20 protein-coding genes are annotated in these 23,911 nt (G+C 72.6%); 8 read left to right on the top strand and 12 right to left on the bottom strand.

Annotated elements, in window-relative coordinates; genetic code table 11:
- Positions 1–36: 36 nt before the first annotated feature.
- Positions 37–1,173, bottom strand: a complete 1,137-nt coding sequence (locus tag BA175_RS04055) for a CaiB/BaiF CoA transferase family protein (protein WP_069169808.1) — start codon at positions 1,171–1,173, stop codon at positions 37–39.
- A gap of 202 nt (positions 1,174–1,375) precedes the next feature.
- Here BA175_RS04055 and BA175_RS04050 point away from each other — a divergent pair, with 202 nt between their 5' ends.
- On the top strand, positions 1,376–2,566 hold the full coding sequence (locus BA175_RS04050) for a saccharopine dehydrogenase family protein (protein WP_069169807.1): 1,191 nt from the start codon (positions 1,376–1,378) through the stop codon (positions 2,564–2,566).
- An 84-nt stretch (positions 2,567–2,650) separates the two neighbouring features.
- Here the strand turns inward: BA175_RS04050 and mmpA are convergent, their stop codons facing one another.
- From mmpA to BA175_RS04040, 3 genes are all read right to left on the bottom strand, one after another.
- A complete protein-coding gene (gene mmpA, locus BA175_RS31030) occupies positions 2,651–2,797 on the bottom strand; it encodes a morphogenic membrane protein MmpA (protein WP_175420735.1) in 147 nt (48 codons plus the stop codon).
- A 135-nt stretch (positions 2,798–2,932) separates the two neighbouring features.
- A complete protein-coding gene (locus tag BA175_RS04045) occupies positions 2,933–3,610 on the bottom strand; it encodes an endonuclease V (protein ID WP_069169806.1) in 678 nt (225 codons plus the stop codon).
- A gap of 465 nt (positions 3,611–4,075) precedes the next feature.
- The gene (locus tag BA175_RS04040; protein WP_069169805.1) at positions 4,076–5,221 is read right to left on the bottom strand and encodes a WD40/YVTN/BNR-like repeat-containing protein; all 1,146 of its coding nucleotides are present in this window, start codon (positions 5,219–5,221) and stop codon (positions 4,076–4,078) included.
- Between the two features lie 180 nt (positions 5,222–5,401).
- Here BA175_RS04040 and BA175_RS04035 point away from each other — a divergent pair, with 180 nt between their 5' ends.
- From BA175_RS04035 to BA175_RS04025, 3 genes are all read left to right on the top strand, one after another.
- Positions 5,402–5,818: an SsgA family sporulation/cell division regulator gene (locus tag BA175_RS04035; RefSeq protein WP_069169804.1), complete on the top strand. Its 417-nt coding sequence runs from the start codon at positions 5,402–5,404 to the stop codon at positions 5,816–5,818.
- A 467-nt stretch (positions 5,819–6,285) separates the two neighbouring features.
- Positions 6,286–7,260, top strand: a complete 975-nt coding sequence (locus tag BA175_RS04030) for an acyl-ACP desaturase (RefSeq protein WP_069169803.1) — start codon at positions 6,286–6,288, stop codon at positions 7,258–7,260.
- Positions 7,261–7,392: 132 nt separating this feature from the next.
- Positions 7,393–8,283 carry a chitosanase gene (locus tag BA175_RS04025; protein ID WP_069169802.1) on the top strand — a complete coding sequence of 297 codons (891 nt, stop codon included), beginning with the start codon at positions 7,393–7,395 and terminating at the stop codon, positions 8,281–8,283.
- Between the two features lie 103 nt (positions 8,284–8,386).
- Here the strand turns inward: BA175_RS04025 and BA175_RS04020 are convergent, their stop codons facing one another.
- Both BA175_RS04020 and BA175_RS04015 read right to left on the bottom strand, forming a co-directional pair.
- The gene (locus tag BA175_RS04020) at positions 8,387–8,641 is read right to left on the bottom strand and encodes a WhiB family transcriptional regulator (protein ID WP_069169801.1); all 255 of its coding nucleotides are present in this window, start codon (positions 8,639–8,641) and stop codon (positions 8,387–8,389) included.
- Between the two features lie 162 nt (positions 8,642–8,803).
- A complete protein-coding gene (locus tag BA175_RS04015) occupies positions 8,804–9,601 on the bottom strand; it encodes a VOC family protein (RefSeq protein WP_069169800.1) in 798 nt (265 codons plus the stop codon).
- 205 nt (positions 9,602–9,806) lie between these two features.
- Between BA175_RS04015 and BA175_RS04010 the strand changes: the two genes are divergently transcribed.
- The gene (locus tag BA175_RS04010) at positions 9,807–11,990 is read left to right on the top strand and encodes a DEAD/DEAH box helicase (protein ID WP_069169799.1); all 2,184 of its coding nucleotides are present in this window, start codon (positions 9,807–9,809) and stop codon (positions 11,988–11,990) included.
- 20 nt (positions 11,991–12,010) lie between these two features.
- Here the strand turns inward: BA175_RS04010 and BA175_RS04005 are convergent, their stop codons facing one another.
- A complete protein-coding gene (locus BA175_RS04005) occupies positions 12,011–12,997 on the bottom strand; it encodes a multicopper oxidase domain-containing protein (RefSeq protein WP_069169798.1) in 987 nt (328 codons plus the stop codon).
- A gap of 247 nt (positions 12,998–13,244) precedes the next feature.
- Here BA175_RS04005 and BA175_RS04000 point away from each other — a divergent pair, with 247 nt between their 5' ends.
- Together BA175_RS04000 and BA175_RS03995 are read left to right on the top strand one after the other, a co-directional pair.
- Positions 13,245–15,743: a ThuA domain-containing protein gene (locus tag BA175_RS04000; RefSeq protein WP_254667801.1), complete on the top strand. Its 2,499-nt coding sequence runs from the start codon at positions 13,245–13,247 to the stop codon at positions 15,741–15,743.
- Positions 15,740–17,977: an OmpL47-type beta-barrel domain-containing protein gene (locus BA175_RS03995; RefSeq protein WP_069169797.1), complete on the top strand. Its 2,238-nt coding sequence runs from the start codon at positions 15,740–15,742 to the stop codon at positions 17,975–17,977. Before BA175_RS04000 ends, BA175_RS03995 begins: the two co-directional genes overlap by 4 nt.
- A 12-nt stretch (positions 17,978–17,989) precedes the next feature.
- Here BA175_RS03995 and BA175_RS03990 read toward each other — a convergent pair whose 3' ends face one another.
- The gene (locus tag BA175_RS03990; RefSeq protein WP_069169796.1) at positions 17,990–19,060 is read right to left on the bottom strand and encodes a hypothetical protein; all 1,071 of its coding nucleotides are present in this window, start codon (positions 19,058–19,060) and stop codon (positions 17,990–17,992) included.
- On the bottom strand, positions 19,057–20,067 hold the full coding sequence (gene ligD, locus BA175_RS03985) for a non-homologous end-joining DNA ligase (protein ID WP_069169795.1): 1,011 nt from the start codon (positions 20,065–20,067) through the stop codon (positions 19,057–19,059). The genes BA175_RS03990 and ligD overlap by 4 nt, the downstream gene beginning before the upstream one ends.
- 97 nt (positions 20,068–20,164) lie before the next feature.
- On the opposite strand from ligD, the gene BA175_RS03980 reads away from it, so the two are divergent.
- Positions 20,165–21,226, top strand: coding sequence for an ATP-dependent DNA ligase (locus BA175_RS03980; protein WP_069169794.1), 1,062 nt, complete (start codon positions 20,165–20,167; stop codon positions 21,224–21,226).
- Positions 21,227–21,337: 111 nt separating this feature from the next.
- Here the strand turns inward: BA175_RS03980 and BA175_RS03975 are convergent, their stop codons facing one another.
- Genes BA175_RS03975 through BA175_RS03965 form a run of 3 tightly spaced genes read right to left on the bottom strand, consistent with a single transcriptional unit; the run spans position 21,338 to position 23,909 of the window.
- Positions 21,338–22,561 carry a lytic transglycosylase domain-containing protein gene (locus BA175_RS03975; RefSeq protein ID WP_069169793.1) on the bottom strand — a complete coding sequence of 408 codons (1,224 nt, stop codon included), beginning with the start codon at positions 22,559–22,561 and terminating at the stop codon, positions 21,338–21,340.
- Between the two features lie 28 nt (positions 22,562–22,589).
- Positions 22,590–23,333: a hypothetical protein gene (locus tag BA175_RS03970; protein ID WP_069169792.1), complete on the bottom strand. Its 744-nt coding sequence runs from the start codon at positions 23,331–23,333 to the stop codon at positions 22,590–22,592.
- A gap of 45 nt (positions 23,334–23,378) precedes the next feature.
- On the bottom strand, positions 23,379–23,909 hold the full coding sequence (locus tag BA175_RS03965; RefSeq protein WP_069169791.1) for a nuclear transport factor 2 family protein: 531 nt from the start codon (positions 23,907–23,909) through the stop codon (positions 23,379–23,381).
- Positions 23,910–23,911: the final 2 nt, after the last annotated feature.

Here is a 23,911-nt window from a genome sequence, read left to right as displayed (position 1 = left end):
GCGGGACCGCGCTGGGCGGTGGCGTGGGAGGTCGCATCAGCCGGTGGCTTCCTTCCCCCGCAGGCCCGGCACGTCCCAGTCCGCGGCGACGGACTCGGCGTCCGCCCCGGGCAGCGCGGGCCCGGAGCGCACGGAGACCGGGGTGGCCGAGAACCTGGGGGCCGGGGCGGGCTGGGTGAGGCCGCCGTGCTCCACGTAGGTGGAGCGGGCGGCGAGGTGCGGGTGGTGCGGCGCCTCACGGAGGGAGAGCACGGGCGCCACGCAGGCGTCCGTCCCCTCGAAGACCTCGGTCCACTCGGCGCGGGTGCGTTGCGCGAACCGCTCGGCGACGACGGTGCGCAGTTCCTCCCAGCGGCCGGGGTCGTTGCGGTCGGGCGCCCGGTCCTGGATCCCGAGCAGCGCGGCGAACTGCTCGTAGAACGGCTCCTCGAGCGCTCCGACCGCCATGTGACCGCCGTCGGAGGTCGCGTAGGTACCGTAGAAGGGGCAGCCGCCGTCCAGGAGGTTGGAGCCGCGCCGGTCCTGCCAGCCACCCGCCGCGAGCATGCCGTGGATCATCGTGGCGAGGTGGGCGGCACCGTCCACGATGGCGGCGTCCACGACCTGGCCGGTGCCACCGGACGTACGGGCGTGCTGGAGCGCGGCGAGCACCCCGACGACGAGGTAGAGGGAGCCGCCCGCGTAGTCGCCGACCAGGTTGGCCGGGACGGTGGGCGGCTCCTCGGCCTTGCCGATCATGGAGAGGGTGCCGGTGAGGGCGATGTACGCGATGTCGTGGCCCGCCCGCCGGGCCAGTGGGCCGTCCTGGCCCCAGCCGGTCATCCGCCCGTAGACGAGGCGTGGGTTGAGGGCCAGACAGACGTCCGGGCCGACCCCGAGGCGTTCGGCGACCCCCGGGCGATAGCCCTCGATCAGGATGTCGGCGCGCTTCACGAGGTCCAGCGCGTGCCGGACGCCCTCCTCGGTCTTCAGGTCGACGACGACCGACCGCTTGTTGCGGTTGGTGAGGTCTCGGGCGGGGTCGATGCCGAGGACGGCGCCGCCGGGACGGTCGAGGCGTACCACGTCCGCGCCCAGGTCGGCGAGGAGCATGGCGGCGAACGGCCCGGGGCCGATGCCCGCCAGTTCGACGACGCGCACCCCGGACAGCGGGCCCTGCCCTGTCGTTGCCATCAAGCCCCCAACGGTATGACACAAACGATGTAACACCGACGATGCTAAGAATGGACCGCGCTCCGCACAACCCTTTTGGCCGAGCAAGCGCTTAGCCTTTCCCCGGATCCTCTCCCACGGGGGCCCGCCCGCACGTACGACGCCACGGAGCCTCCGCTACCCTCTGCGTGCCACATCGGCGCCACTTCCCGCGGAGGCACTCGTGAACAGGCAGAACGGGGCGGAACGCCCCTACGACGTCGTCCTTTTCGGTGCCACCGGCTTTGTGGGGAGACTCACCGCCACGTACCTGGCCGAGCACGCCCCGGACGGCTGCCGCTGGGCCCTCGCGGGCCGCAGTCGCGACAAGCTGCGGGAGCTGCGCGACCACCTCGCCACGATCGACCCGCGCTGTGCGGACCTGCCCCTGCTGACGGCCGACGCGGACGACTCCGCGGCCCTGCGCACGCTCGCCGAATCGGCCCACGTGGTGGCGTCGGCGGTCGGCCCCTACCTCTGGTACGGCGAGAAGCTGGTCGCCGCCTGCGCGGAGGCGGGCACCGACTACGCCGACCTCACCGGCGAGGCGGAGTTCGTCGACCGGATGTACCTGGCGCACGACGCCCGCGCCCGGGAGACCGGCGCCCGCCTCGTGCACGCCTGCGGCTTCGACTCCGTACCGCACGACCTCGGCGTCTTCTTCACCGTCCGGCAGCTCCCGCAGGACGTGCCGCTTACCGTCGACGGGTTCGTCCGCAGCAACGCCGCGTTCTCGGGCGGTACGTTCGCCTCCGCGCTCACCGCGATGGCCCGCGGCCCGCAGATGGCGCGGGCCGCCGGGGAACGCCGGCTGCACGAGCCCCGCCTCGTCGGCCGCCGGGTCCGGGCCCCGCAGGGCACCCCCCACTTCAGCGCGCCGACGGGCGCCTGGGCGCTGCCGCTGCCGACCCTGGACCCGCGGATCGTGGAGCGTTCGGCGCGGGCCCTGGACCGCTACGGCCCCGACTTCCGCTACCGGCACTTCGCCTCGGTGAAGCACCTGCCGGTGGCGCTCGGCGGGACCGCGGCCGTGGGCGCTCTGGTGGCAGCCGCACAGATCCCCGCCGTGCGCGACCGGCTGACGGGCCGTTATGCGCCGGGCTCGGGCCCCGACGCCGAGCAGCGCAAGCGCAGCTGGTTCACGGTCCGCTTCGTCGGGGAGGGCGGCGGGCGGCGGGTCTTCACGGAGGTGGCCGGCGGGGATCCCGGCTACGACGAGACGGCGAAGATGCTCGCCGAAGCGGCGCTCGCCCTCGCGCTGGACGAGCTGCCGGCGACATCCGGCCAGGTCACCACTGCCGCGGCGATGGGCGACGCGCTGCTGGCCCGGCTGCGGACCGCCGGACTGCGCTTCCGGGTCGCGGCGGCGCGCTGAGCCGCTCCCCCGGCCGGGGCGTCGGCGTCGTGGTCCCGGCCGTCGCGGCGCGGGGCGTCGTGGCCGGGCGCCGGCGGGAAGCGGTCAGAACATCCAGGAGGCGAGGGTGACCACCATGGAGACGGTCCAGGCCGCTCCCGCGACCACGCCGAGGGTCATGCCCACGGCGACGCCGCGCTGGGAGAGTCGTACGGTTCCGGCGCTCATGCGAGGTGCGTGCTGGTCGATCATGTGTATCAGCCTGCCCCATAGGTACGACAACCAACATCCGTCCGTGTACTCAGACGGAAACAGTCCGGCGTACTCGGGCGGAAACGATCCGGCGTGCGTACGGCAGCCGTCCCGCGCACGCGCCTCCGGCGCTGTTCAGGCGACCGCTTCCCGCAGCGCGGCCCGGCACAGCGCGTCGGCCCTGCGGGTGGTCTCCGGCTGACGGAAGTCGCGGGCCAGCGCCAGGGTGTGGGCGCAGGCGTTGTCCAGCCCGGTGCGATGGCCGACGGAGACGAACACGGGCTTGGTCGCGTGCTGGGTGCGCAACGCCCGCCCCACCTCCTCGTCCCCGTCCAGGAGCGGGCTGAAGTCACCGCGTTCGGGGCCCGGTTCCCGGTAGCGGAAAGTGAAGGGATTCTTCGCCACGCCGATGACCGGCAGGCCGGTGAGGACGCCGAGGTGGCTGGCGAGCCCGAACCTTCGCGGGTGCGCCCGTCCGTAGCCGTCGCAGACGACGAGCCCGGGGTCGGCGGGGAGGGCCTCCAGCGCCGCCAGCACGGTCGGGATCTCCCGGAAGGCCAGGAGCCCGGGAACGTAGGGGAAGGTGACCCGCCCTCTCGCGGTGGACTCGGCCACCACGTCGAGGGTCGCCGCGTCCAGGACGACGGCCGCCGCGACCACGACGTCCCGCTCGTCGTCGTAGGCGACGTCGACCCCGGTCACCCGGCCCGTCCCGGGCGGCGGCCCGGGTTCGTCGAGGACCACGCGGGTGCGCAACGCGTCCTGCACGGCGCGGGCTTCGGCCTCGTCGGCGGGCATCCGGAACGTCGTCATGGTGCGGCTCATCCTACGGTCCGCGGGCCTCCCGCCCGGGACGGCGAGGGGAGGCCCGCACAGCGCCCCGGCGTGTGTGCTCCGCCCGCCGCCCGCCGTCCTCCGCGCCGGTCCCCGGAGCCGCTCCCCCGGCCGGAGGGCAGGAAGGTCCGGCCCTGCGATCACGTCCCGTGCCCGAACTCCCCTGCACCGCCCGGCGGAACGCGCCGGCTCCCTGCCGGCGGACCCCCGTGATCCGGCTGAACACCCCTGCGAGGCCGGGTGTCCAGCGCCTCCGCAGGCAGCAGCCCCGAGCGTGATCCGTGGCGTCGCGGACGACCGTGCGCGGATCGAGGCGATCGCGGCCGCGCACAGGTATGCGTCCTCGGTCACGGAGCCACTGGTGACGAAGACGTCAGCGGCCCTCGCCCCGTACCCGCGGAAGCCGCCCGGGCAGCGGGGTCGGCCGCGTGCGGGACTGCCGCGTCATCGCATCCGCGCGACGCGCCCCTTCTCGCCGGAGGCCCAGCAGCCGCCCCCGGGAGCGCAGTCCGCGGTGTCGTAGGAACCCGTGTCCACGGTGCTCCAGGTGCGCCCGCCGTCCCGCGTGAGGTCCGTGCCGCTCGGACCGACCGCCACCGCCGACGACCGGCTGTGCGGGAGCCAGGCCACGCCGGAGCGGTAGGCGGGGGGCGGTGCAGAGGCGCGGCGCCAGCTGCGGCCCGCGTCGCCCGTGACGGCCGCGGCCTCGGGAGAGGCCTGGTCGGCCCGGTAGTCGCCTCCGACCGCGATGCCGTGCGTACGGTCGCGGAAGGCGAGTCCGAAGACACCGCGCGCCGGATCGCCCGCCGGGATGGTGGCGGCCGTCGCGGTCCACGTCAGACCGCGGTCGGCGGAGTGCAGCACGCGTGCGGCGGCCGCTCCGCCGGTGGCCAGCCAGACGTCCCTGGATCCGGCGCTGACGAGGCACTGGCCGCCCGCCGCGAACCCCGCCTCGCCGGGCAGCGCGAGGGGCATCCCGGCGTCGGGCAGGACCCGCCAGTTCCGCCCGCCGTCCGAGGTCGACAGGATGCGGAAGCGTCCGTCCACCGGGTCACTCATCGCCAGCCCGTGACGGCTGTCGAAGAAGGTCAGGCAGTCGTAGAACGCCCGTGCGTCGGTGTTGCGGAAGGACTCGGCCCAGGTCGTCCCGCCGTCGTCGGTGCGGAAGACGCGGGAGGCCTCTCCCTCACCGATGGCCAGGGCCACCGCCCGCCGTTCGTCGAAGGCCTCGATGTCGCGGAACTCCAGCCCCGCCGCACCGGCCGGGGAGACGTCGCGCCAGTGCCGGCCCCCGTCCTCCGTCCGCAGCACCGTGCCCCGCGAGCCCGCGACCCAGGCCGCACTGCGGCTGACGGCGGCGAGGCCGCGGAAGCGCGCCTCCGTGCCCGTCTCCGTCAGTGTCCACCCGGGCACCCGCCGCTGCTCCCCCGGGGCGGCCCGGCCCTCCACCACCGAGGAGGCGGGCGGTGCGGAACGTGCGGCGGCCGCGGACGGTGCGGCCTGCACGGGCGGCACGGCCAGCGCGGCGGTCACCGCGGCGCCGCACAACCCCAGGGACATCAGTCGTCTCGTCTTCCCCATCGCCTTCATGGCGCTGGAAGCTAGTCGACGGGCCGTGGGCCGTCCAGGGTGCCCCGGGCGAAACGGGGCAGGTGATCGGATACGCCGGCCGGTGACGCAGCTCACGCGGCCGGCCGGGGCACGGATCGAGGCGTTCCGTCGTCTACTCCAATGCCGGGAACGGTTCCACGAGGCGAGAGGGAGCAGGTCTTGTCCAGCGTTATCGAGCAGTCCGTGCAGGCCCGCATGGTCGCATCCGCTCCACGGATGGAAACCCTGCCCGCCACCTTGCACTACGACCTCCGGGACCCCTTCGCGGTCCGGATGGCGTTCCCGGCACCGGCGACCCTCGAAGGCGCCGAGGTGTCCTGGGAGTTCTCCCGTGAACTCCTGGCGACGGGGATCGAGGGAGCCGCAGGTCTCGGCGACGTCCGCGTACGGCCCTTCGGGTACGACCGTACCGTCCTGGAGTTCCACGCCGTCGAGGGCATCGCCATGGTGCACGTCCGCACGACGGAGCTGCGCCGCTTCCTGCAGCGGGTGCAGGAGCTGGTTCCGGTGGGGGACGAGCACCGCTTCCTGGACCTGGACCGCGGACTGACCGAACTGCTGGGCGGCGCCGCCTGACCGCCCACCCGGGCCGAAGCGGCCGGCGGCCCCACCGCGGTCCGGTGGCATGCCGGGAGAGCCCGCCCGTGACGTGGCCGCCCCCGCTGTCTCCGGCGTCCCCGGGCGCCGCAGGACGACGGTGCTCCAGGTCCGAAGGGGGTCGTACCCGCGCCGCCTGCTGTTCCGTGGTCCCGCGCACGGGCCGGTGCCGACCGGTGTGCGGCCCCGCCTCCGTGCTTCCGCGACGCGGCCGGCAGGCCCTTGCCCTCGCCCTTTCTCCCTCATGTCCTCCAGGTGCACCGCCGCGTCCGGGCCCGGGGCGGATCTGTGACCTCCCCCTCCCCGGGCGCCCGTGACGTGCGCCGATGCGGCCGGCCTCAGGGGTTCCGCCGGCACCGGGCTTGGCGATCGCCTTACCGCCGCCTTAACCTACGGTCACGTAACCTACGAAGCCGTAGGTAATTCTCCCGTCCCCAGGAGCCCCCGTGACGATCACCTCTCCCCACCTCGGCAGTCCGAAGGCGTGGACAGACGCCCAACTGCTGTACGCGCTGGAAGAGGTGGTGGAGAAGGAACTCAACCGCCATCTCAAGGTCGCCAAGGACTGGATGCCCCACGAGTACGTCCCCTTCTCGGACGGCCGGAACTTCCCCGGCGTCTTCGAGGACGGCGAGGCGTGGGAGACGAGCCAGTCCAAGGTCACCGACATCGGCCGGATCGCGCTCGTCGTGAACCTGCTGACCGAGGACAACCTCCCCAGTTACCACCACGAGATCGCCTCGCTGTTCGGCCGCGACGGCGCCTGGGGCACCTGGGTGCACCGCTGGACCGCGGAGGAGGGCCGGCACGGCATCGTCATGCGTGACTACCTGCTCACCTCCCGCGCCGTGGACCCGGACAAGCTCGAGCAGTTCCGCATGGCGCACATGGCGGAGGGCTTCGAGTCCGACAACCGCCACTCGATGCTGCACTCCGTGGCGTACGTCGCCTTCCAGGAGCTGGCGACCCGTGTGTCGCACCGCAACACCGGCCACCAGTCGGGCGACCCGGTCTGCGACCGGATGCTGGCGCGGATCGCCACCGACGAGAACCTGCACATGGTCTTCTACCGCAATCTGCTGGGCGCTGCCTTCGAGCTCGCCCCGGACCTCACCATGCAGTCCGTGCGGGACGTCGTGGTGAACTTCCGGATGCCCGGCCACGGGATGCCCGGCTTCGAGCGCGCCGCCGCGCAGATGGCGATCGGCGAGATCTACAACATGCGCATCCACCACGACGACGTGATCCAGCCCGTCCTGCGCTACCTGAAGGTCCTCGACATCGACGGCCTGGGCCCCGAGGGCCTCAAGGCTCAGGAGGAACTGGGTCTGTACATGAGCGGTCTCGACAGCGAGGCGTCGAAGTTCGACGAGAAGCTGGCGGCCCGCAAGGCCCGCGTGGCGGCGCGCGCCCAGGGCTGAACCGGACGGCCCGGCGACCGGGTGGCGGACCCGCCGCCCGGTCGCCGGGCCGTTCCGCGCGGGTGGAAGCGCGAGCTCCTCCCCGGCTCACCCCACGACATCGCGGAACGTACCCTGTGCCGGGTGAAGCCTGTGACGCGTCTTTTTCTCTTCGGTGCGCCGGTCGCCATCGTCGTGTCGATCCTGTTCAGCAGCGGCGATTCCGAACCGCCCGCGCTCTCGCCGTTGCCCTCCGGGTCGCCGAACACCGCCCAGGCCGTTCCGGAGGGGGCCGCCCGGGCCGACGAGCACGCCGAGGAGCTGAAGGCCCTGCCGCCCGGACTCGCCGCCCCCCGGACGAAGGAGATCGCGTCCCGGCTGGTGGCGAGCGCCGAGGCCTCCACCCTCAACTGGCGCGGCCTGTACGGGGCGATCGACGACGTCGGCGACGGCAACGGCTACACCGCCGGGATCATCGGGTTCTCCTCCGGCACGAACGACATGCTGCAGCTGGTCGAGGCGTACACGGAGGACCATCCGGACAACCCGCTCGCCCCGTTCCTCCCGGCGCTGCGCGCGGTGGACGGCAGCGACTCGCACGAGGGCCTGGACCCCGGCTTCACAGCGGCATGGCGGGAGGCGGCCGGGGACCCCGCGTTCCGTACGGCTCAGGACGCCACCCGGGACAGGCTGTACTTCGATCCCGCCGTGCGGCTGGCGAAGCTGGACGGCCTCGGCACCCTGGGGCAGTTCCTCTACTACGACGCGATGGTGCTGCACGGACCGGGCGTCGAGGCGAACGGCTTCTACGGCATCCGCGACGCCGCGATGGCGCAGGCGGACACGGCGGCGGAGGGCGGCGACGAGGAGACGTACCTCGGCGCGTTCCTCGACGCGGGCCGGGCGGCGATCACGGCGCGGAAGGTGCAGCGCGACACGACGCGGATCGACACGGCCCAGCGGGTGTTCCTCTCCGCGGGCAATCTGGAGCTGGAACCGCCGCTGGTGTGGCGGGTGTACGGCGAGGAGTTCCGCATCTCCTGACGCGGTCCCCTGTTCACGAGGCCCCCGCACCGTCCGCCGACCCGCGTCCCCCGGCGTGGGGCCCGGTCAGGCCCCCGGCCGTCCCGACCGCTGCGGGGCCGGTTCAGCCGCGCTGCACGCGGCCTCTGCGCAGTTGCTCCCGCTCCTTCTCGGAGAGCCCGCCCCACACGCCGAAGCGCTCGTCGTGGGCGAGCGCGTACTCCAGGCAGGCGACCCGGCCTTCGCAGGCGTTGCACAGCTGCTTGGCCTCGCGGGTGGAGCTGCCCGGCGCCGGGAAGAAGAACTCGGGTCCGGCCTGTGCGCACAACGCCGTCTCCCGCCAGGCCAGCGCGTCGTCGGTCATGGTGTTGATCAGCATGGGGCCCACAGTGCCCGGTGGCGATAAACAAGTGATCAACGACGCGTCAATTCCGCCGCGGCCCGGCGCACGGAACGCCGGCCGGGCGGGCGGCGACCGCGTCCCGGACCGCCACCGGCCCGGAGAGGGCACGACCACCGTAGGCCCCTGGTGCCCCGCCGTTCAGCCCTCCTGCCTCGGCGCCGGCCTGATCACCGCGAACGCCGCACCCGCCGGGTCGGCGAACATGGCGATCCTGCCGACCTCGGGGATGTCCGTCGCCGCCGACGTCACCGTGCCGCCCAGCCGCTCCGCGGCGGCCACCGCGGCGTCGCAGTCCTCGACCGCGAAGTACGGCAGCCAGTGCGGGCCCGCCGGGGCCTGGCTCGGCACGTCGTCGAGGGGGACGAGACCGCCGAACCACGCGGCGTCGTTCTCCGTGCCCGCCGGCCGGACCATCGTGTAGGTGCCGCCGGGGAACGCCATCCCCCCGGTCTGCCACCCGAAGACGGTGGTGAAGAACGCGGCGGCCGCGGGGACGTCCGGGGTGTAGAGCTCGGACCAGAGCAGCGAACCAGGCTCCATGATCATGCCGAGGCCGGTGTTGGTCCCCGGCTGCCAGACGCCGAAGTACGCGCCGGCGTTGTCCGTGAAGCCGCCCATGCGCCCGTAGTCCAGGACGTCCATCGGAGGGAACGCCGCGGTGCCGCCCGCCTGCTCGACCGTCCTCGCGGTCGCGTCCGCGTCAGGTGTCTGGAAGTAGACCGACCAGGCGGGCCTGCCCTGGTCCTCCGGCACGGTCATGGCGCCCGCGACCGTCCTGCCGTTCAGCCGGTACGTCCCGTATCCGCCCGTCTCGGGACCACCGGGCGCCAGTTCCCAGCCGAAGAGGCCGTGGTAGAAGGCCGTCGCCGCGTCCAGGTCGGGTGTGCCGAGGTCGATCCAGTTGGGTGCGCCGGTCACGAAGGCCGGATCGAGCATGGTGTGCTCCTTCAGCGTTTCTCGCCGTCTCCCCTGTCTGTTCGGACAGAGCGCTCCCTCCCCGGTGTCTCCCGCATCGAGTCTCGCACCGGGGACCGGCGACCGCAGTTCGCGCCGAACCGCGAACCAGGCACGTGGGAGCATGGGAGGCGGCCGGGCAGCCGGTGCACGGCCGGGGTGGAACCGCGGGGACAGAAGGACGTACATGACACAGGCCGGACCCACGGGCGCCCACGCGCCCACGGGGAGAGAGGCCCGCGAACTGCTCGACGGGGCCCGGCGGCTCTCCGCGGCGGCCGGCGCGGTCCTCGCCGACCACGCCCGGGCCGTGGAGGCCGCGCAGGCCGCGCTGGCCCCTCTCCTGGACTCCCTCGTCGGCCGGGAGATCGCGGGCATCCCCGCTGCCCGGCTGGGCGAGGTCACCGAGGGCAGGCTGCGGCTGGGCGCCCTGGAGCAGGCCGGATACACGACCGTCGGCCAGGTCCACGCCGCCGGGCGCTACGAGCTCCGCCAGATCCCCGGTGTCGGGGCGCAGACGGCCGACCAGGCCCTGGCGGCCGCCGGGCAGATCGCGCACGCGGTCCGGGACACGGTCGCCGTACGGCTGGACGTGGACGCTGCGGACACGGCCACGACCGCGCTGGTCGTGGCGCTGCACCGGCTCGCCGGGGCGGGTGACGACGCCCGCCGGGCGGCCGTCGCCGCACGGCGTCTCGCCGCGGAGCTGGGGCCGCTGCTGGCGGCGGCCGCACCGGCGGGGAGCAGGGTGCGCCTGCTGGTCTCGGGGCGGGCGGCACGTGCGCGGGCGCTGGCGGCCGTGGCCGCCCTGCGGGCCGCGCTGGACGAGGCGTCGGCACGTGACCTGCCGCTGCTGTTCGGTCAGGTGTCGGTGGACCTGCTGCGTTCCCCCGCCTCGCCCGCCGAGGCATGGGTCGACTTCGAGCTGCGGTCGGCGGAGTACTACAGCCTGCTCGCCGAACTGTCCGGTGCCGGCCCCGACCGGGAGGCCGCCGAGGGCTTCCTGCCCGCCGCGATGGCGGACCGGGTCCGGGGCCTCCGCCTCGACGACACCCATCTGCGGGTCTCCCTGCGCGGCTACCAGTCCTTCGGCGCGCGCTTCGCGCTCGCCCGGAAGCGGGTGATCCTCGGGGACGAGATGGGGCTCGGGAAGACCGTGCAGGCCATCGCGGCACTGGCCCACCTCGCCGCGCACGGCGAGTCCCACTTCCTGGTGGTGTGCCCGGCGAGCGTACTGATCAACTGGGGGCGGGAGGTCCGGGCGCGCTCCACCCTGCGGGCCGTGCCGGTGCACGGCGCCGGGCGGGCGGACGCGTTCGAGGAGTGGCGCGCGGGCGGCGGGGTGGCCTTGACCACCTTCGACGCGCTGAACGGCCTGCCGGCCGGGCCCGGTTGCGGGGTCCGCCCCGGGATGGTGGTCGTGGACGAGGCCCACTTCGTGAAGAATCCCGCGACCCGGCGCGCCCGTGCCGTCGCCGCCTGGACGGAGCACACCGAACGCGTACTGTTCCTGACCGGCACCCCGATGGAGAACCGGGTCGAGGAGTTCCGGAGCCTGGTGCGCCAGCTGCGCCCCGAACTCGCCCCCGCCGTCACCGCCACGCACGGCGTCGCCGGCTCGCACGCCTTCCGCAGAGCCGTCGCCCCGGCCTACCTGCGGCGCAACCAGGTCGACGTCCTCGGCGAACTCCCGGCGCTGGTGCAGGCCGACGAGTGGGAGGAGTTCTCCGCCGCCGACCTCGAGGCCTACCGCGAGGCGGTCGGCTCCGGGCACTTCATGCGGATGCGCCGTGCCGCGTACGCCCGCCCCGCGACCTCGGCGAAGCTGAACCGGCTGTGCGAGCTGGTGGCGGAGGCCGAGGCCAACGGCCTGAAGGTCGTGGTCTTCTCCTGCTTCCGGGACGTACTGCGGACCGTGGGCGACGCCTTGGGGCAGGGCGTGTTCGGGCCGGTCTCCGGAAGTGTCCCGCCGGCCCGCCGTCAGGAGCTGGTCGACGCGTTCGGCGCGGCGGAGGGGCACGCCGTCCTGCTGGGCCAGATACAGGCCGGCGGTGTCGGGCTCAACATCCAGGCGGCTTCGGTCGTCATCCTGTGCGAGCCCCAGATCAAGCCCACGACGGAGCGCCAGGCCGTCGCGAGGGTCCACCGCATGGGGCAGATACGGACGGTCCGCGTCCACCGGCTGCTCGCGGCGGACAGCGTCGACCAGCGGATTCTGGACATCCTGGCACGTAAGGACCGGCTCTTCGACGCCTACGCGCGGCGCAGCGAGGTCGCCGAGGCGACGCCCGACGCCGTCGACGTGTCGGACGGGACGCTCGCCCGGCGCATCGTCGAGGAGGAGCAGCGGCGGCTGGCCGCCCGGGTCTGAGCGGCCGGCCGGACCGGTCCTCAGTGCGTGTGGGTGCTCGCCGCGCCCTGCGGGTGGTGCGGTTCGTACCCCGGGACCGTGCCGTCGGGCTTGGCCACCAGCAGCAGTCCGGCCATGCCCATGTCGGAGTGGCTCTGGACGTGGCAGTGGTACATCCAGGCGCCCGCCCCCACGTGTTCGCCCGCGATGATCTGGAAGCCGAACGAGTCGGCGGGGCCGCAGATCTTGGTGTCGACGACGCGGCTGGGGTCGTCGGGACCGGTGAGCAGCCCGGTCCTGTTGTCCGCCCAGCGGTGCCCGTGGATGTGGAAGGTGTGGTAGTACTCGCCGTGCGTGATCATCACGACTTCCACCCGGTCGCCCACGGTGGCCTCGAAGTCGGGGCTCTTGCCGGCGGGCTTGTTGTTGATCGTCATGTCGTTGAAGACGATGGTGATCGTCTTGTCGGGCAGCACGTCGCCCTTGCGCCGCACGACGAGCGGCCCGTACAGCCCCTTGCGGATGCCGCCGGTGCCGTGGTCCGTGCCGACGACGTGGTCGTGGTAGTGCCAGTACCCGGCGCTGCCCGCACGCCAGGTCCCGTCCTTGCGGCGGCCGGGGGCGTGGGTACGCCAGGTGTACGTACGGGTGCCGCCGGGCTCGACGTGACTGCGGTTCATCCGGGTGCCGTCGCTCGCGATGTCGTAGTCGACGCCGTGGACGTGGAGGCTGGCGTCCACGTCCGTGGTGTTCTCGAATTCGATGTGCAGGGTGTCGCCCTCGGTGATCTCGATGAGCGGGCCCGGGATCGACGCCTTGCCCTTCTCGAGGCCGTAGCCCATCTGACCGTCCGCCAGCTTCTCCGCGTAGAGCTTGAGATGGCGGACCTCACCCCCCGCCGGGGCGGTCTTCGCGGGGTTCTCCGCCGAGGTGGCCTGGACGGCGCCGAGCGACATCGATGTCACGCCGGTCGCGGCGGCCACCCCGCCGCCGACGAGCATCCGCCGGTTGAAGGTCCTTCGGTCCATGTCGAACTCCCCACTGCGAGACGGAAACTGACGCGCTGATCCCAGGGACGGCCCACACCGTAGCCGTGAAACCGTCGTTTATCCACACTCAGGACAAAGTTCGTTCGAATGCTGCCGTAGCTATTGGCGTGCCGCGAAAAGGGGTCTAGCTTCGTGCGCTGTCGCAGTGATGACGCAGGCGTAGCGCAGTGATCGAGAGAGTGCAGTGATCCAGAAGTGAAGTGACCAGAGAGAGGTGGGTGACCACATGCAGCGCACACCACATCACAGGTCCAGATCGCGTCGAGGGCTCGCGGCGGTGGTGGCGACCGGCGCCCTGACCGCGTCCCTGCTGGGCGGCAACGCCGCCAGCGCCAGACCGTATCCGGATCCGGGGCTGAAGGAACGGGTGGCGACAACGTTGTCCCTGCCTTCGCCGCCGGGCGGGGCCAACGTCCGGGTGCTGGTCTTCCACGCCTCGGCGGGCCAGGAGTCGCCGACCGTGGACGCGGGCATCGCCGCCATCGAGAAGATCGGGCTCAGCGGCCCGACGGCCGGACGCTTCAAGACCGTGGCCACCGACGACGCCTCGGTCTTCACCGACGGAAAACAGCTCGGCAGGTACAACGCCGTCGTCTTCCTGACCGGTGGCGGTGACGTCCTGGACCCGGAGCAGGAGGCGGGCCTGGAGGCGTACATGGAGGCCGGAGGAGGTTTCCTCGGGATCCACGACGCCGCCCGCACGGAGCCGTACTCCGACTGGTTCACCGGCCTGGTCGGTGCCCGTCCCGCGGCCGGCGGTCCCACGAACGTGCAGCGCGCCACCGTGGAGATCGGCGACCGGCAGCACCCGGCGACGAAGAACCTGCCGCTGGAGTGGAAGCGCCCGGACAAGTGGCTGAACTGGAAGGACAATCCGTCCGGCGACGTGCACACCGTGGCCCGGGTCCGGGAGATCACCTACTCCCCCGGCGCGAGCGCCAACGGCTGGGACCACCCGGTCTCCTGGTGCCGTGACTACGACGGCGGCCGGTCCTTCTACACCGCCATGGGCGGCACGGTCAGCAGCTTCGCCGAGACGGACTTCCGGGACCATCTGCGCGGCGCGCTGGCCTGGACGACCCGCCTCTCGCAGGCCGACTGCACGGCCACGATCGACTCCAACTACACGGCGGAGCGCGTGACCCAGCCCAATCAGCCCGGGCAGAACGACCAGATCGGCGAACCGCACGGCCTGGTCACCGCGGAGGACGGGCGGGTCTTCTACATCGGCCGCGGGGGCGCGGACAGCAGCGTGCCCGTGGTCACCGACTGGAACAACCCGGACGTGGGCAAGGGCGACGGCGAGATCCACGTCTACGACCCGGCGACGAAGAAGGTCACCCTCGCGGGCAAGCTGAGCGTCTTCGGCAACAAGGGCGGCGGCGACGAACTGGTCAAGGTGGAGGAGGGGCTGCTCGGCATCGAGCTGGACCCGGACTTCGCCACCAACGGGTGGGTGTACCTGCACTACACTCCGCACGCGAAGATCGACCGGGACAAGCAGACGGCCGTGCGCCAGGTCTCCCGTTTCACCTTCGACCACGCCACGAACAAGCTGGACCTGGCCTCCGAGAAGGTGCTGCTGCACTGGCCGGTCCAGATCCACAGCTGCTGCCACGCGGGCGGCGGAATGGCCTGGGACTCGAAGGAGAACCTCTACATCGCCACCGGTGACAACAACTCCTCCGGCTTCAGCGACGGTTACTCCGGCAACAACCCGCAACCCGCCTACAAGGGACTCTCGTTCGCCGACGCCCGCCGCACCGCGGGCAACACCAACAACCTCAACGGGAAGATCCTGCGGATCCACCCCGAGGACGACGGCACGTACACCCTGCCCGCGGGAAACCTCTTCACGGGCAAGGAGCCCGACGAGGGCGGCGGCAAGACCCGCGGCGAGATCTATGTGATGGGTGTCCGCAACCCGGCGAGGATCTCGGTCGACCCGGCGACCGACACGCTGTACGCGGGCTGGGTCGGCCCGGACGCCGGCTCCCCGAGCACCACCTGGGGCCCCGCGAAGTACGACACGTTCGCCGCGATCACCGAGGCGGGCAACCACGGCTGGCCCTACTGCATGGGCAACAAGCAGCCCTACCGCGACCGCAACCTGCCGGATCCGTCCAAGCCGCTGGGCTGGTACGACTGCGACGCGCCGAAGAACGAGTCGCCCAACAACGACGGTCTGGTCAACCTGCCTCCGGTGACCGGCAACACCATCTGGTACTCGCCGCAGGGCGGTGGCGTGGACTACCCGCGTGACGCGAACGGCATCCCGAGCTACAAGGTCGAGGACCAGAAGCAGCTCCTGCCCTGGCTCAAGGGCGGGGGCCAGGCCACGATGAACGGCCCGGTCTACCGGTACGACGCCACGAGCGACAGCGCGGGCAAGTGGCCCTCGTACTGGGACGGCAAGTGGTTCGTCGGTGACTTCTACGACGACACGCAGCCGCGTCACGCGGTGCTCACGGACCCGCGGACGGCCGGCAAGGGCGGGCTTCCCACGCACGCCGAGTCCCTGAAGAAGATCATTCCGGTCGGCGCGCAGGGCATCCGCAACCTCATGGACTGGAAGTTCGCCCCGGACGGGTCCCTCTACGTCCTGGACTACGGCCGCGGCTTCTTCACCTCCGACTCCAAGTCCGCGCTCTGGCGCGTGACCTACAAGGGCGGCGGCCCGACCCCGGCCGTCGCCGACCTGGCCAGGAAGGCGGCAGCCCGGTGAGACACCGTTCACTCCTCGCACGACAGCGGTACCGGCCCGTCAGGGTGTGGCTCGCCCTGCTCGGTTCGTTCCTGATGGTCCTCGGGCTGACGTCGACGGCCGCGTACGGACGCGAGGACGACCAGGCCGGGGCGGCGGCCGACCAGGTCCTCACCTGGACCGCCGGCGACCCCATCGACCACTACCTCTCGGCGCCGAAGACCGCGGTGGCCGGCGCCGCGACCATCGTCTTCGAGAACAGTGCCGCCACGGGCAACACCACCGGGATGCCGCACACCCTGACCTTCAGCGTCTCGGACGTGGAGTTCAACAACGACGTCGCGGTGAACATCCTGGCCAATCCGAACGACAGCGAGGGCGGCAGGCACAGCGTCGAGGTCACCCTCACGCCCGGCCGCTACTTCTACCACTGCACCATTCCCGGCCACGGCTCCATGCAGGGCATCCTCACCGTGACCGAGGACGGCGGCGGCGAGGACACCACCGCTCCCGAGACCTCGGCGACGGTGGACGGTGACAAGAACGCCGACGGCGCGTACATCGGGCAGGCCACCGTCACCGTGGCGGCGACCGACGCGGGGTCGGGCGTGGGCACCGTCGAGTACGCGCTGGGCGACGACGGCGCCTGGCAGCCGTACACGACGCCCGTCGTGGTCGACGAGGTCGGCGCCCATACGGTCCGCTACCGTGCCACCGACAAGGCCGGCAACGTGGCGGCCGAGAAGGCCGTCGACTTCGCCGTCGCCGCACCGCCCACGGACGACGAAACGGCGCCGGAGACCTCGGCGACGGTCTCGGGCGAGAAGGACGCCGCGGGCGCCTACCTGGGCATGGCGACGGTCACGGTGACCGCCTCCGACACCGGGTCGGGCGTCAACACCATCGAGTACGCCGTCGGCGCGGACGGTGCCTGGCGGACGTACACCGCCCCCGTGATGGTGCACGAGGTGGGAACCCACACGGTCCGCTACCGCGCCACCGACAGGGCCGGCAACGTGGCGGCCGGGAAGACGGTCGAGTTCACCGTCGTCGAGCCCCCCTCCGAGGACCGGACTCCGCCGGAGACCTCGGTGACGGTGGAGGGCGACAAGAACTCCGACGGCGCGTTCATCACGAGCGCCACGGCCACGGTCAGGGCCACCGACGCCGGATCCGGCGTGGCGAGGACGGAGTACTCGCTGGACGGGGGCCCGTACCTCGCGTACACGACACCCGTCATCATCGACCGCGTCGGCTACCACACCTTCGCCCACCGGGCGACGGACAAGGCCGGCAACACCTCGGAGGCGAAGCAGACCTCGTTCACCGTGGCCGAGAGCGGCGGGGTACCGGCGCCCAACTGCCCGGAGTACGACGAGCGGCTCACCGTCATCGTCGGCACGGTCGACAGCGGGGTGCCCAACCGGATCACCGGGAACCGCTGCACCATCAACGAGCTGATCGAGGACGAGAAGGACTGGTCCTCGCACGCGCTGTTCCTCAAGCACGTCGACAAGGTCCTCGACAAGCTCCTGGCGGCCGGGGTGATCGACGCCCGTGAGCACAAGAAGATCTACCGGGCGGCCAAGCAGTCCGGCATCGGCAAGCCGGGCCAGGACCAGGGCTACCGCAAGCTCTTCGACGGAACGGCCGCTTCCCTCGCCAAGTGGGAACAGGTGGGCGGTGGGAAGTTCGGGCTGAACGAGGAGGACGGCTCGATCACCAGCTCGACCACGGTCGACGGCATGGGCATGCTGTGGTTCCCGTCCCGGCAGTACGGGGACTTCTCGCTGAAGCTCCAGTGGCGGGACGACGCCCCCGGCACGGGCAACGCCAACGGCGGCGTCTTCGTCCGCTTCCCGTACGTCCACGACCACCCGGAGGAATCGCGTCCGGAGTGGGTCGCCATCAAGTACGGCCATGAGATCCAGGTCAACGACCGGCCGGACGGCGACATGTACAAGACGGGCTCGGTCTACGGCTTCGACCGGGTCGGTCTCGGCGGCGCCGGGGTCACGCCCAAGGGCACCTGGAACGACTACGAGATCCGGGTGGTGGACCAGCACTACTCGGTCTACCGCAACGGGGTCCTGATCAACGAGTTCGACAACACCGGCGGTCAGCTCTTCGAACCGCCGCGGGGCGACGACCCCGGCACCGACGGCCGGCGCTACGCCTCCGGCTACATCGGGCTCCAGGTCCACAGCACCACGGACGTGATCTCCTACCGGGACATCCGCGTCAAGGAGCTGTAGGACCGCTCGCGGTCAGGGGGCCGCGGCCGCATGCTCCGGCGTGCGGTCGCGGCCTCCCGGGTGCCGGTGGCGCCACACCCAGAACACCGTGCAGGACACCAGCGCCCAGGCTCCCAGCACGAGGTACGGGAAAACGTACTGGTGGCCCTGGTAGTAGACGGCGGTGTGCTGGGCGTTGACCGAAGCGCCGGGCGGCAGCCAGCGCCCGATGTGCCCGAGGAGTGAGGGCAGCAGGGGCCAGGACACCGCGCCACCGGACGACGGGTTGCCGAGCAGCACCATGACGCCCCAGGTCGGGATCATCGCCCAGCGCCCCATGAGCGTGTTGAACATCGTGAAGACCATGCCCGACGTGAACATCGTGAACGCCAGGATCAGCCAGGACTGGACGAACGGCAGGTCGACGGCGCCGAGCCCCCAGTCGACGACGGCGGCGATGGCGAACCCGCCGAGCAGGGCGTAGGCGACGGTGAAGAGGATGCGCTCCAGCGGGAGCAGCGCCCGGGCGTGCACACTGAGCTGGATCGCCCCGAGGAAGCCCATGATGACGGCGGCGAGCGAGATGTAGAAGAGGGCGAGACCCCGTGGGTCGCCCCTCTGCAGCGGTTTGACGTCCTCGACCGTGAGCCGGACGCCGAGGGAGTCGGCGACCTTCGCCCCGGTCTTCTCCAGCAGTTGGGCGACGGTGGCGCCGGAGGCGCTCGCGACCTGCATCACCACGCCGTCGCCGGCGCTCCGCAGGATCACGAAGACCTTCTGCTCGTCCAGCGCCGCCCGCGCCTGCGCGGCGCTCGGGTACCGGTGGAGATCGAGCGAGGCGTCGAGGGCCTTGTCCATACCGCCGACGAACCGGGCTGCGTAGGGCGTCCTCGGCCCCTCGACGACCGCTGTGGGGATCCGGTGGGGGGTCGGATTGGCCATCGCATAGGTGTACGAACCCGCGAAGAGGCCGGCGGCGGCCGAGACGATCAGGACGAGGACCATCGCGGGGAAGTACGGCGATTTCTTGTACGCCTCCCACTTCTCCCGCCGGGTCGGCGGCCTGCCGTGCGCGCCGTGCCCACCGGAGCCCGCTGCCGTCACGCCGGATCGCCCTCGTCGTGCCGGGCACGGCTGGGCTGCACCCGCTTGGGCTCGCCGGGCATCTTCGGGTACTCCGGCGGATAGGGCAGGTCGCCGAGCTCGTGCTCCCGCTCGTCGCGGGTCGCCAGCTCCAGCAGCCGGTCGAGGCGGAAGGCGTGGTCGTCCATGTCGGCGTGCAGGTCGCCCACCTCCGCGTACCGCACGGGCATGGTCCGGATGTCGAAGTCGCGGGGTTCGGCGTCGTCGATCTCCTCCCAGCGCAGCGGGGCGGAGACCGGGGCGTGCGGGAACGGGCGGACGGAGTAGGCGGAGGCGATCGTGCGGTCACGGGCCGTCTGGTTGTAGTCCACGAAGATCCGTTCGCCGCGCTCCTCCTTCCACCACGCGGTGGTGACCTGCTTCGGCATCCGGCGCTCCAGCTCCCGTCCCACCGCGATGGCCGCGCGGCGCACCTGCGTGAAGGTCCACTCCGGCACCAGGGGGACGAACACGTGGAGGCCGCGACCACCGGAGGTCTTCGGCCAGCCGCGCAGCCCGTGGTCGTCGAGGACGGAGCGCAGCTCGTGGGCGGCCCGCACGGCGTCGCCGTAGTCGGTACCCGGCTGCGGGTCGAGGTCGATGCGCAGCTCGTCGGGGTGCTCGGTGTCGGACCTGCGGACGGGCCAGGGGTGGAAGGTGAGCGTGCCCAGGTTGGCCGCCCAGAGGACGGCGCCCAGCTCGGTGGGGCACATCTCGTCGGCGTGCCGGCCGCTGGGGAACTCGATCCGGGCGGTGGGCGTCCAGTCGGGGAGGCTCTTCGGCGCCCGCTTCTGGTAGAAGAACTCGCCCTCGACGCCGTCCACGAAGCGCTGCAAGGTGGTGGGGCGCTCGCGCAGGGCGCGCAGGATCCCGGGCCCGACGGCCAGGAAGTACTCGGCCACGTCCCTCTTGGTGTAGCCCTTCCCGGGGAAGTACACCTTGCCCGGGTGGGACAGCCGTACGGGCCGCCCGTCCGCGTCCAGCTCCATCGCCGCTCCCGCTGCTCCCATGTCGGACACCGTAGGCCGGGCCCACATATGCCGCATATCGGGAGACGTGCTCCGTCGGATGGGTAAGAATCGGGCCATGGACCTGCCGGTGATGCCTCCTGTGAAACCGATGCTCGCCAAGTCCGTGTCCGCGATCCCGCCCGGCATGCAGTACGAGGCGAAGTGGGACGGTTTCCGTGCGATCGTGCACCGGGACGGCGACGAGGTGGTGATCGGCAGCCGCACGGGGAAACCGCTCACCCGGTACTTCCCCGAGCTGGTCACCGCGGTGCGGGAGAACCTGCCGCCGCGCTGCGTGATCGACGGCGAGATCGTGGTGGCGCACGAGGGGCGCCTCGACTTCGACCGGCTGAGCGAACGCATCCATCCGGCGGACAGCCGGGTGCGGATGCTGGCCGAGCGGACGCCCGCCGGCTTCGTGGCCTTCGACATCCTCGCGCTGGACGACACCTCCCTGCTCGCCACCCCCCAGAGCGAACGCCGGGAGGTGCTGGAGAGGGCCCTGGCGGAGGTCGCTGCTCCTGTGCACCTGGCCCCGGCGACCACCGACCCGGCCGTCGCCCGGGAGTGGTTCGAACGGTACGAGGGCGCCGGGCTGGACGGCGTGGTCGCCAAGCCGCTCGGGCTGGCGTACCGGCCGGACGTGCGCGCGATGTACAAGGTCAAACACGAGCGGACGGCCGACTGCGTGGTGGCGGGCTACCGCTTCCACAAGAGCGGCCCGGTGGTGGGGTCGCTGCTCCTCGGCCTGTACGACTCCACCGGCTCGCTGCAGCACGTCGGCGTCTGCGCCGCCTTCACCATGAAGCGGCGTGCCGAACTCCTGGAGGAGCTGGACCCGTTGCGCATCGATCCGGCGGAGCATCCGTGGGCCTCCTGGGCCGAGGCGGCGGCGCACGAGGGTGCGCGGCTGCCCGGTGCCCCGAGCCGCTGGACGGGCAAGAAGGACCTGTCGTGGGTGGCACTGCGGCCCGAGCGGGTCTGCGAGGTGGCGTACGACCACATGGAGGGCGACCGGTTCCGCCACACCACGCAGTTCCGGCGGTGGCGGCCGGACCGCACCCCCACGAGCTGCACCTACGCGCAGCTGGAGGAAGTGGTGCGGTACGACCTGTCGGAAGTGCTCGGCACCGGCTGACCCGGGTCGGGGCCCTCGGGGGCTCAGAGCCTGTCGGGTGACCTCCGGCCGAAGGCTATCCGGCGCCTTGGAACCGCACGCACCGGACCGCGTCCGCTTCTCGATCCCAGGTCACCCGACAGGCTCTCCGACGGACGGGGTGGCGCAGGGGTCGTCCGCAGGGGTGGCCGGATCGGTCCCGGTGGGATCCGTGGGGCAGCCGGTGGCCGGGTCGGGTGTCGTGGTGGGGTCCGGGGTCGTCGTGGGGTCCGGCGTGGTGGTGGGGTCCGGGGTCGTCGTGGGGTCCGGCGTGGGCGTCGGGTCCGTGGGACTCGTACCGGTGGGATCCGGGCCGGGCCCGGGGTCCGTGGGGGTCGCCGGCCCGCCCGGGTCCGGGCTGCCGGACTCCGACGGTGCGGGCGAGGTGGAGGGACGCGGGGTGGCGCTGGGCTGGGGGCCGATGACGATGCCTCCGCCGCCCTTCCCGGGGCTGCCGGGGCCGCCGACCGGGCTCTCCGGCCTGGACCGGCCGCCCGCGCCGGGAGTGGTCGGGACGACACCCTCGCCGTCGGCCACGGGGTGGGCGCCCCCGCGGTAGAAGTCCAGCCAGGACAGGACCGTGCGCAGATAGGTGTCCGAGTGGTTGTAGCCGAGGATCGCCCGGTCCAGGTCGGCGCGGACCGACAGGTCGCGCGGTCCGGCGCAGAGGTAGTGGCCGGCGGCGAGAGCGGCGTCGGCGACGTTGCCGGGGTCGGCGTGCCCGTCGCCGTTGGCGTCCCTGCCCCAGTGGGCCCACGTGGAGGGGATGAACTGCATCGGGCCGACCGCCCGGTCGTACCGGGTGTCACCGTCGTAGGCCCCGCCGTCGGTGTCCGCGATGCGGGCGAACCCCCTCCCGTCCAGGACAGGGCCGAGGATCGGCGTGAGCGTGGTGCCGCGGGCGTCCACGCGGCCCCCGCCGGCGTGGCCCGACTCGACCTTCCCGATCGCCGCGAGCAACTGCCAGGGCAGGTGGCAGCCGGAATCGGTACGGCCGACGGAGCCCTCCGCCGACCGGTAGGCGGCCAGTACGGTCGCCGGGATGCCGGCCTCCGCCCAGGACCGGGCGACGACCGGGGCGGGCTTCCGCCCGGGCCTCGGCGGTGGCTCCGGCGACTTCAGGGGCGGCAGTTCGGTGTGGTAGCTGTCGTCGTTGGGGACCTCGGTCCACACGACGTCTTCGGCCGCCGCGGTCCTGTCCGGGCGCGTCGCGCCGGCCGCGGGTCCGGGGGCCTGGGACGCGGTGAGCGCCGCCATGGCGGCGACGGCCGTCGCCGTGCCGGTGAGTCCGCGGCGCATCGTTCCGTTGAACCTCACACGTGCTCCTCTCCCTGGATCCCCCGGATCACCGGGTGAACGTGTCGATGGCCGAGATCCGCCAGCCGCCGTCCCGGTGGACGGCGTCCACGGCGAACATGGCCGCGGCGTACGTCGTCTCCTCCTGCGTGCCGGTCCGGGTGTTGCTCTGGTCCGCGAAGACCAGCAACCGTGCCCGGTCGCCGTCGAGCAGTTCGACCCCGGCCCCGGTGACGGTCGTGGTCAGCACGAGCTTCTGCTTCGGCGCCTGCGCGCGTACCTCGGCGAGCATGTCCTCGTGCTGCCGGACCGCCTTGCCGGTCAGGTACGTCCGCGCGGCGCGGTCCGACTTCTCCGGCGAGGCGTAGTCGTACGAGAACACGGCGGCGACCGCCTCGGTGATCCCGCCCTTCACCTCACTGGTCCGGCCGACGTCGGTGAGCGCCGTGTTCTGCCGGGCGGGGTCCTCGCGCAGCGTCGCGGCCGAGGTGAACGCCCAGGCGGCGAAGGCCCCGAGGAGCACCGTGGCGGCGCCGAGGGCGACGGGCAGCCGGACGTGCGGGCGGGGCAGCCGCCTGCGCGGCGGCCCGGGAGGTTCGTCGGCGGCTGCCACGCGTCCGTCCGCCGCCTCGTCCTGCGGCAGCGGCGTGTCCGTGGCCGTCGCCGGAGCCGGGTCCGCGGCCGCGTCCACGGCGGGTTCGGTCCCGGGGGCGGCAGTCCCGCGCGGCGCGGCCGGGGCGGCGACGGCGGCCAGCCGGCGGCGGCGGTTCACGAGGTGTCGGGTCGTCGACATGTCGGTGGTCCTCTCACGGGCGGGACGGGACGGGGTGCGGGCGTGTCAGCCGGCGGTGTTGCCGACGGGCGCCTGGCCGAGGGCACTGAGCTTCCACCCCTGGGAGGTGCGGGTCAGCTGCCCGAGCATCCGGCTCTCCTTCACCGCGGGCTCGCCCTCCGGTGCGGTCACGGTCACGCGCAGCGCCACCATCACGCCGGCCCGGCCGGCCCGGTCGTCCAGTTCGGTCACCGCGCCCGACAGCACCTCGGCGGTGCTGACGGTCCTCGCCGCCCGGATCTGCTTGACGAACGCGTCCCGCCCGTCCACCAGCTGGGCGTGCAGATCCCCGGTGGTCGAGTCCTCCCACCTGTCGAGTCCCTTGTCGAGCCGGGCGTGGTCGAGCGTGTTCATGTTCTGGACGGCCTGCTCACCGGCGGCCAGCACGTCGTCGCGGGCCTGCGCGTAGGCCGCCGAGTCGTCGTGAGCGGCGTCGTAGCGGGACCAGCCGCCCCAGCCCGCGGCGCCGGCGGCCACGACGGCCAGCACGATCGCGACCACCACCGGCGGATTCCCCGTCGTCCGTACCCGTGCCATCG

Source organism: Streptomyces griseus (assembly GCF_001715295.1).
Classification (GTDB): domain Bacteria; phylum Actinomycetota; class Actinomycetes; order Streptomycetales; family Streptomycetaceae; genus Streptomyces; species Streptomyces griseus_G.
This window is presented reverse-complemented; position numbering and strand designations above follow the sequence as displayed.

Bases quoted from the DNA above. Each gene is read 5' to 3' on its own strand.
- BA175_RS04015 (WP_069169800.1), bottom strand. From the start codon at position 9,601: ATGCTCGATCCGGCCTTCGTGACCGGCGCACCCAACTGGATCGACCTC.
- BA175_RS04040 (WP_069169805.1), bottom strand. From the start codon at position 5,221: ATGAAGGCGATGGGGAAGACGAGACGACTGATGTCCCTGGGGTTGTGC.
- BA175_RS03965 (WP_069169791.1), bottom strand. From the start codon at position 23,909: ATGGCACGGGTACGGACGACGGGGAATCCGCCGGTGGTGGTCGCGATC.
- BA175_RS04005 (WP_069169798.1), bottom strand. From the start codon at position 12,997: ATGGACCGAAGGACCTTCAACCGGCGGATGCTCGTCGGCGGCGGGGTG.
- BA175_RS04020 (WP_069169801.1), bottom strand. From the start codon at position 8,641: ATGCTGATCAACACCATGACCGACGACGCGCTGGCCTGGCGGGAGACG.
- BA175_RS04000 (WP_254667801.1), top strand. From the start codon at position 13,245: ATGCAGCGCACACCACATCACAGGTCCAGATCGCGTCGAGGGCTCGCG.
- mmpA (WP_175420735.1), bottom strand. From the start codon at position 2,797: ATGATCGACCAGCACGCACCTCGCATGAGCGCCGGAACCGTACGACTC.
- BA175_RS04010 (WP_069169799.1), top strand. From the start codon at position 9,807: ATGACACAGGCCGGACCCACGGGCGCCCACGCGCCCACGGGGAGAGAG.
- ligD (WP_069169795.1), bottom strand. From the start codon at position 20,067: ATGGAGCTGGACGCGGACGGGCGGCCCGTACGGCTGTCCCACCCGGGC.
- BA175_RS03970 (WP_069169792.1), bottom strand. From the start codon at position 23,333: ATGTCGACGACCCGACACCTCGTGAACCGCCGCCGCCGGCTGGCCGCC.
- BA175_RS04055 (WP_069169808.1), bottom strand. From the start codon at position 1,173: ATGGCAACGACAGGGCAGGGCCCGCTGTCCGGGGTGCGCGTCGTCGAA.
- BA175_RS03980 (WP_069169794.1), top strand. From the start codon at position 20,165: ATGGACCTGCCGGTGATGCCTCCTGTGAAACCGATGCTCGCCAAGTCC.
- BA175_RS04045 (WP_069169806.1), bottom strand. From the start codon at position 3,610: ATGACGACGTTCCGGATGCCCGCCGACGAGGCCGAAGCCCGCGCCGTG.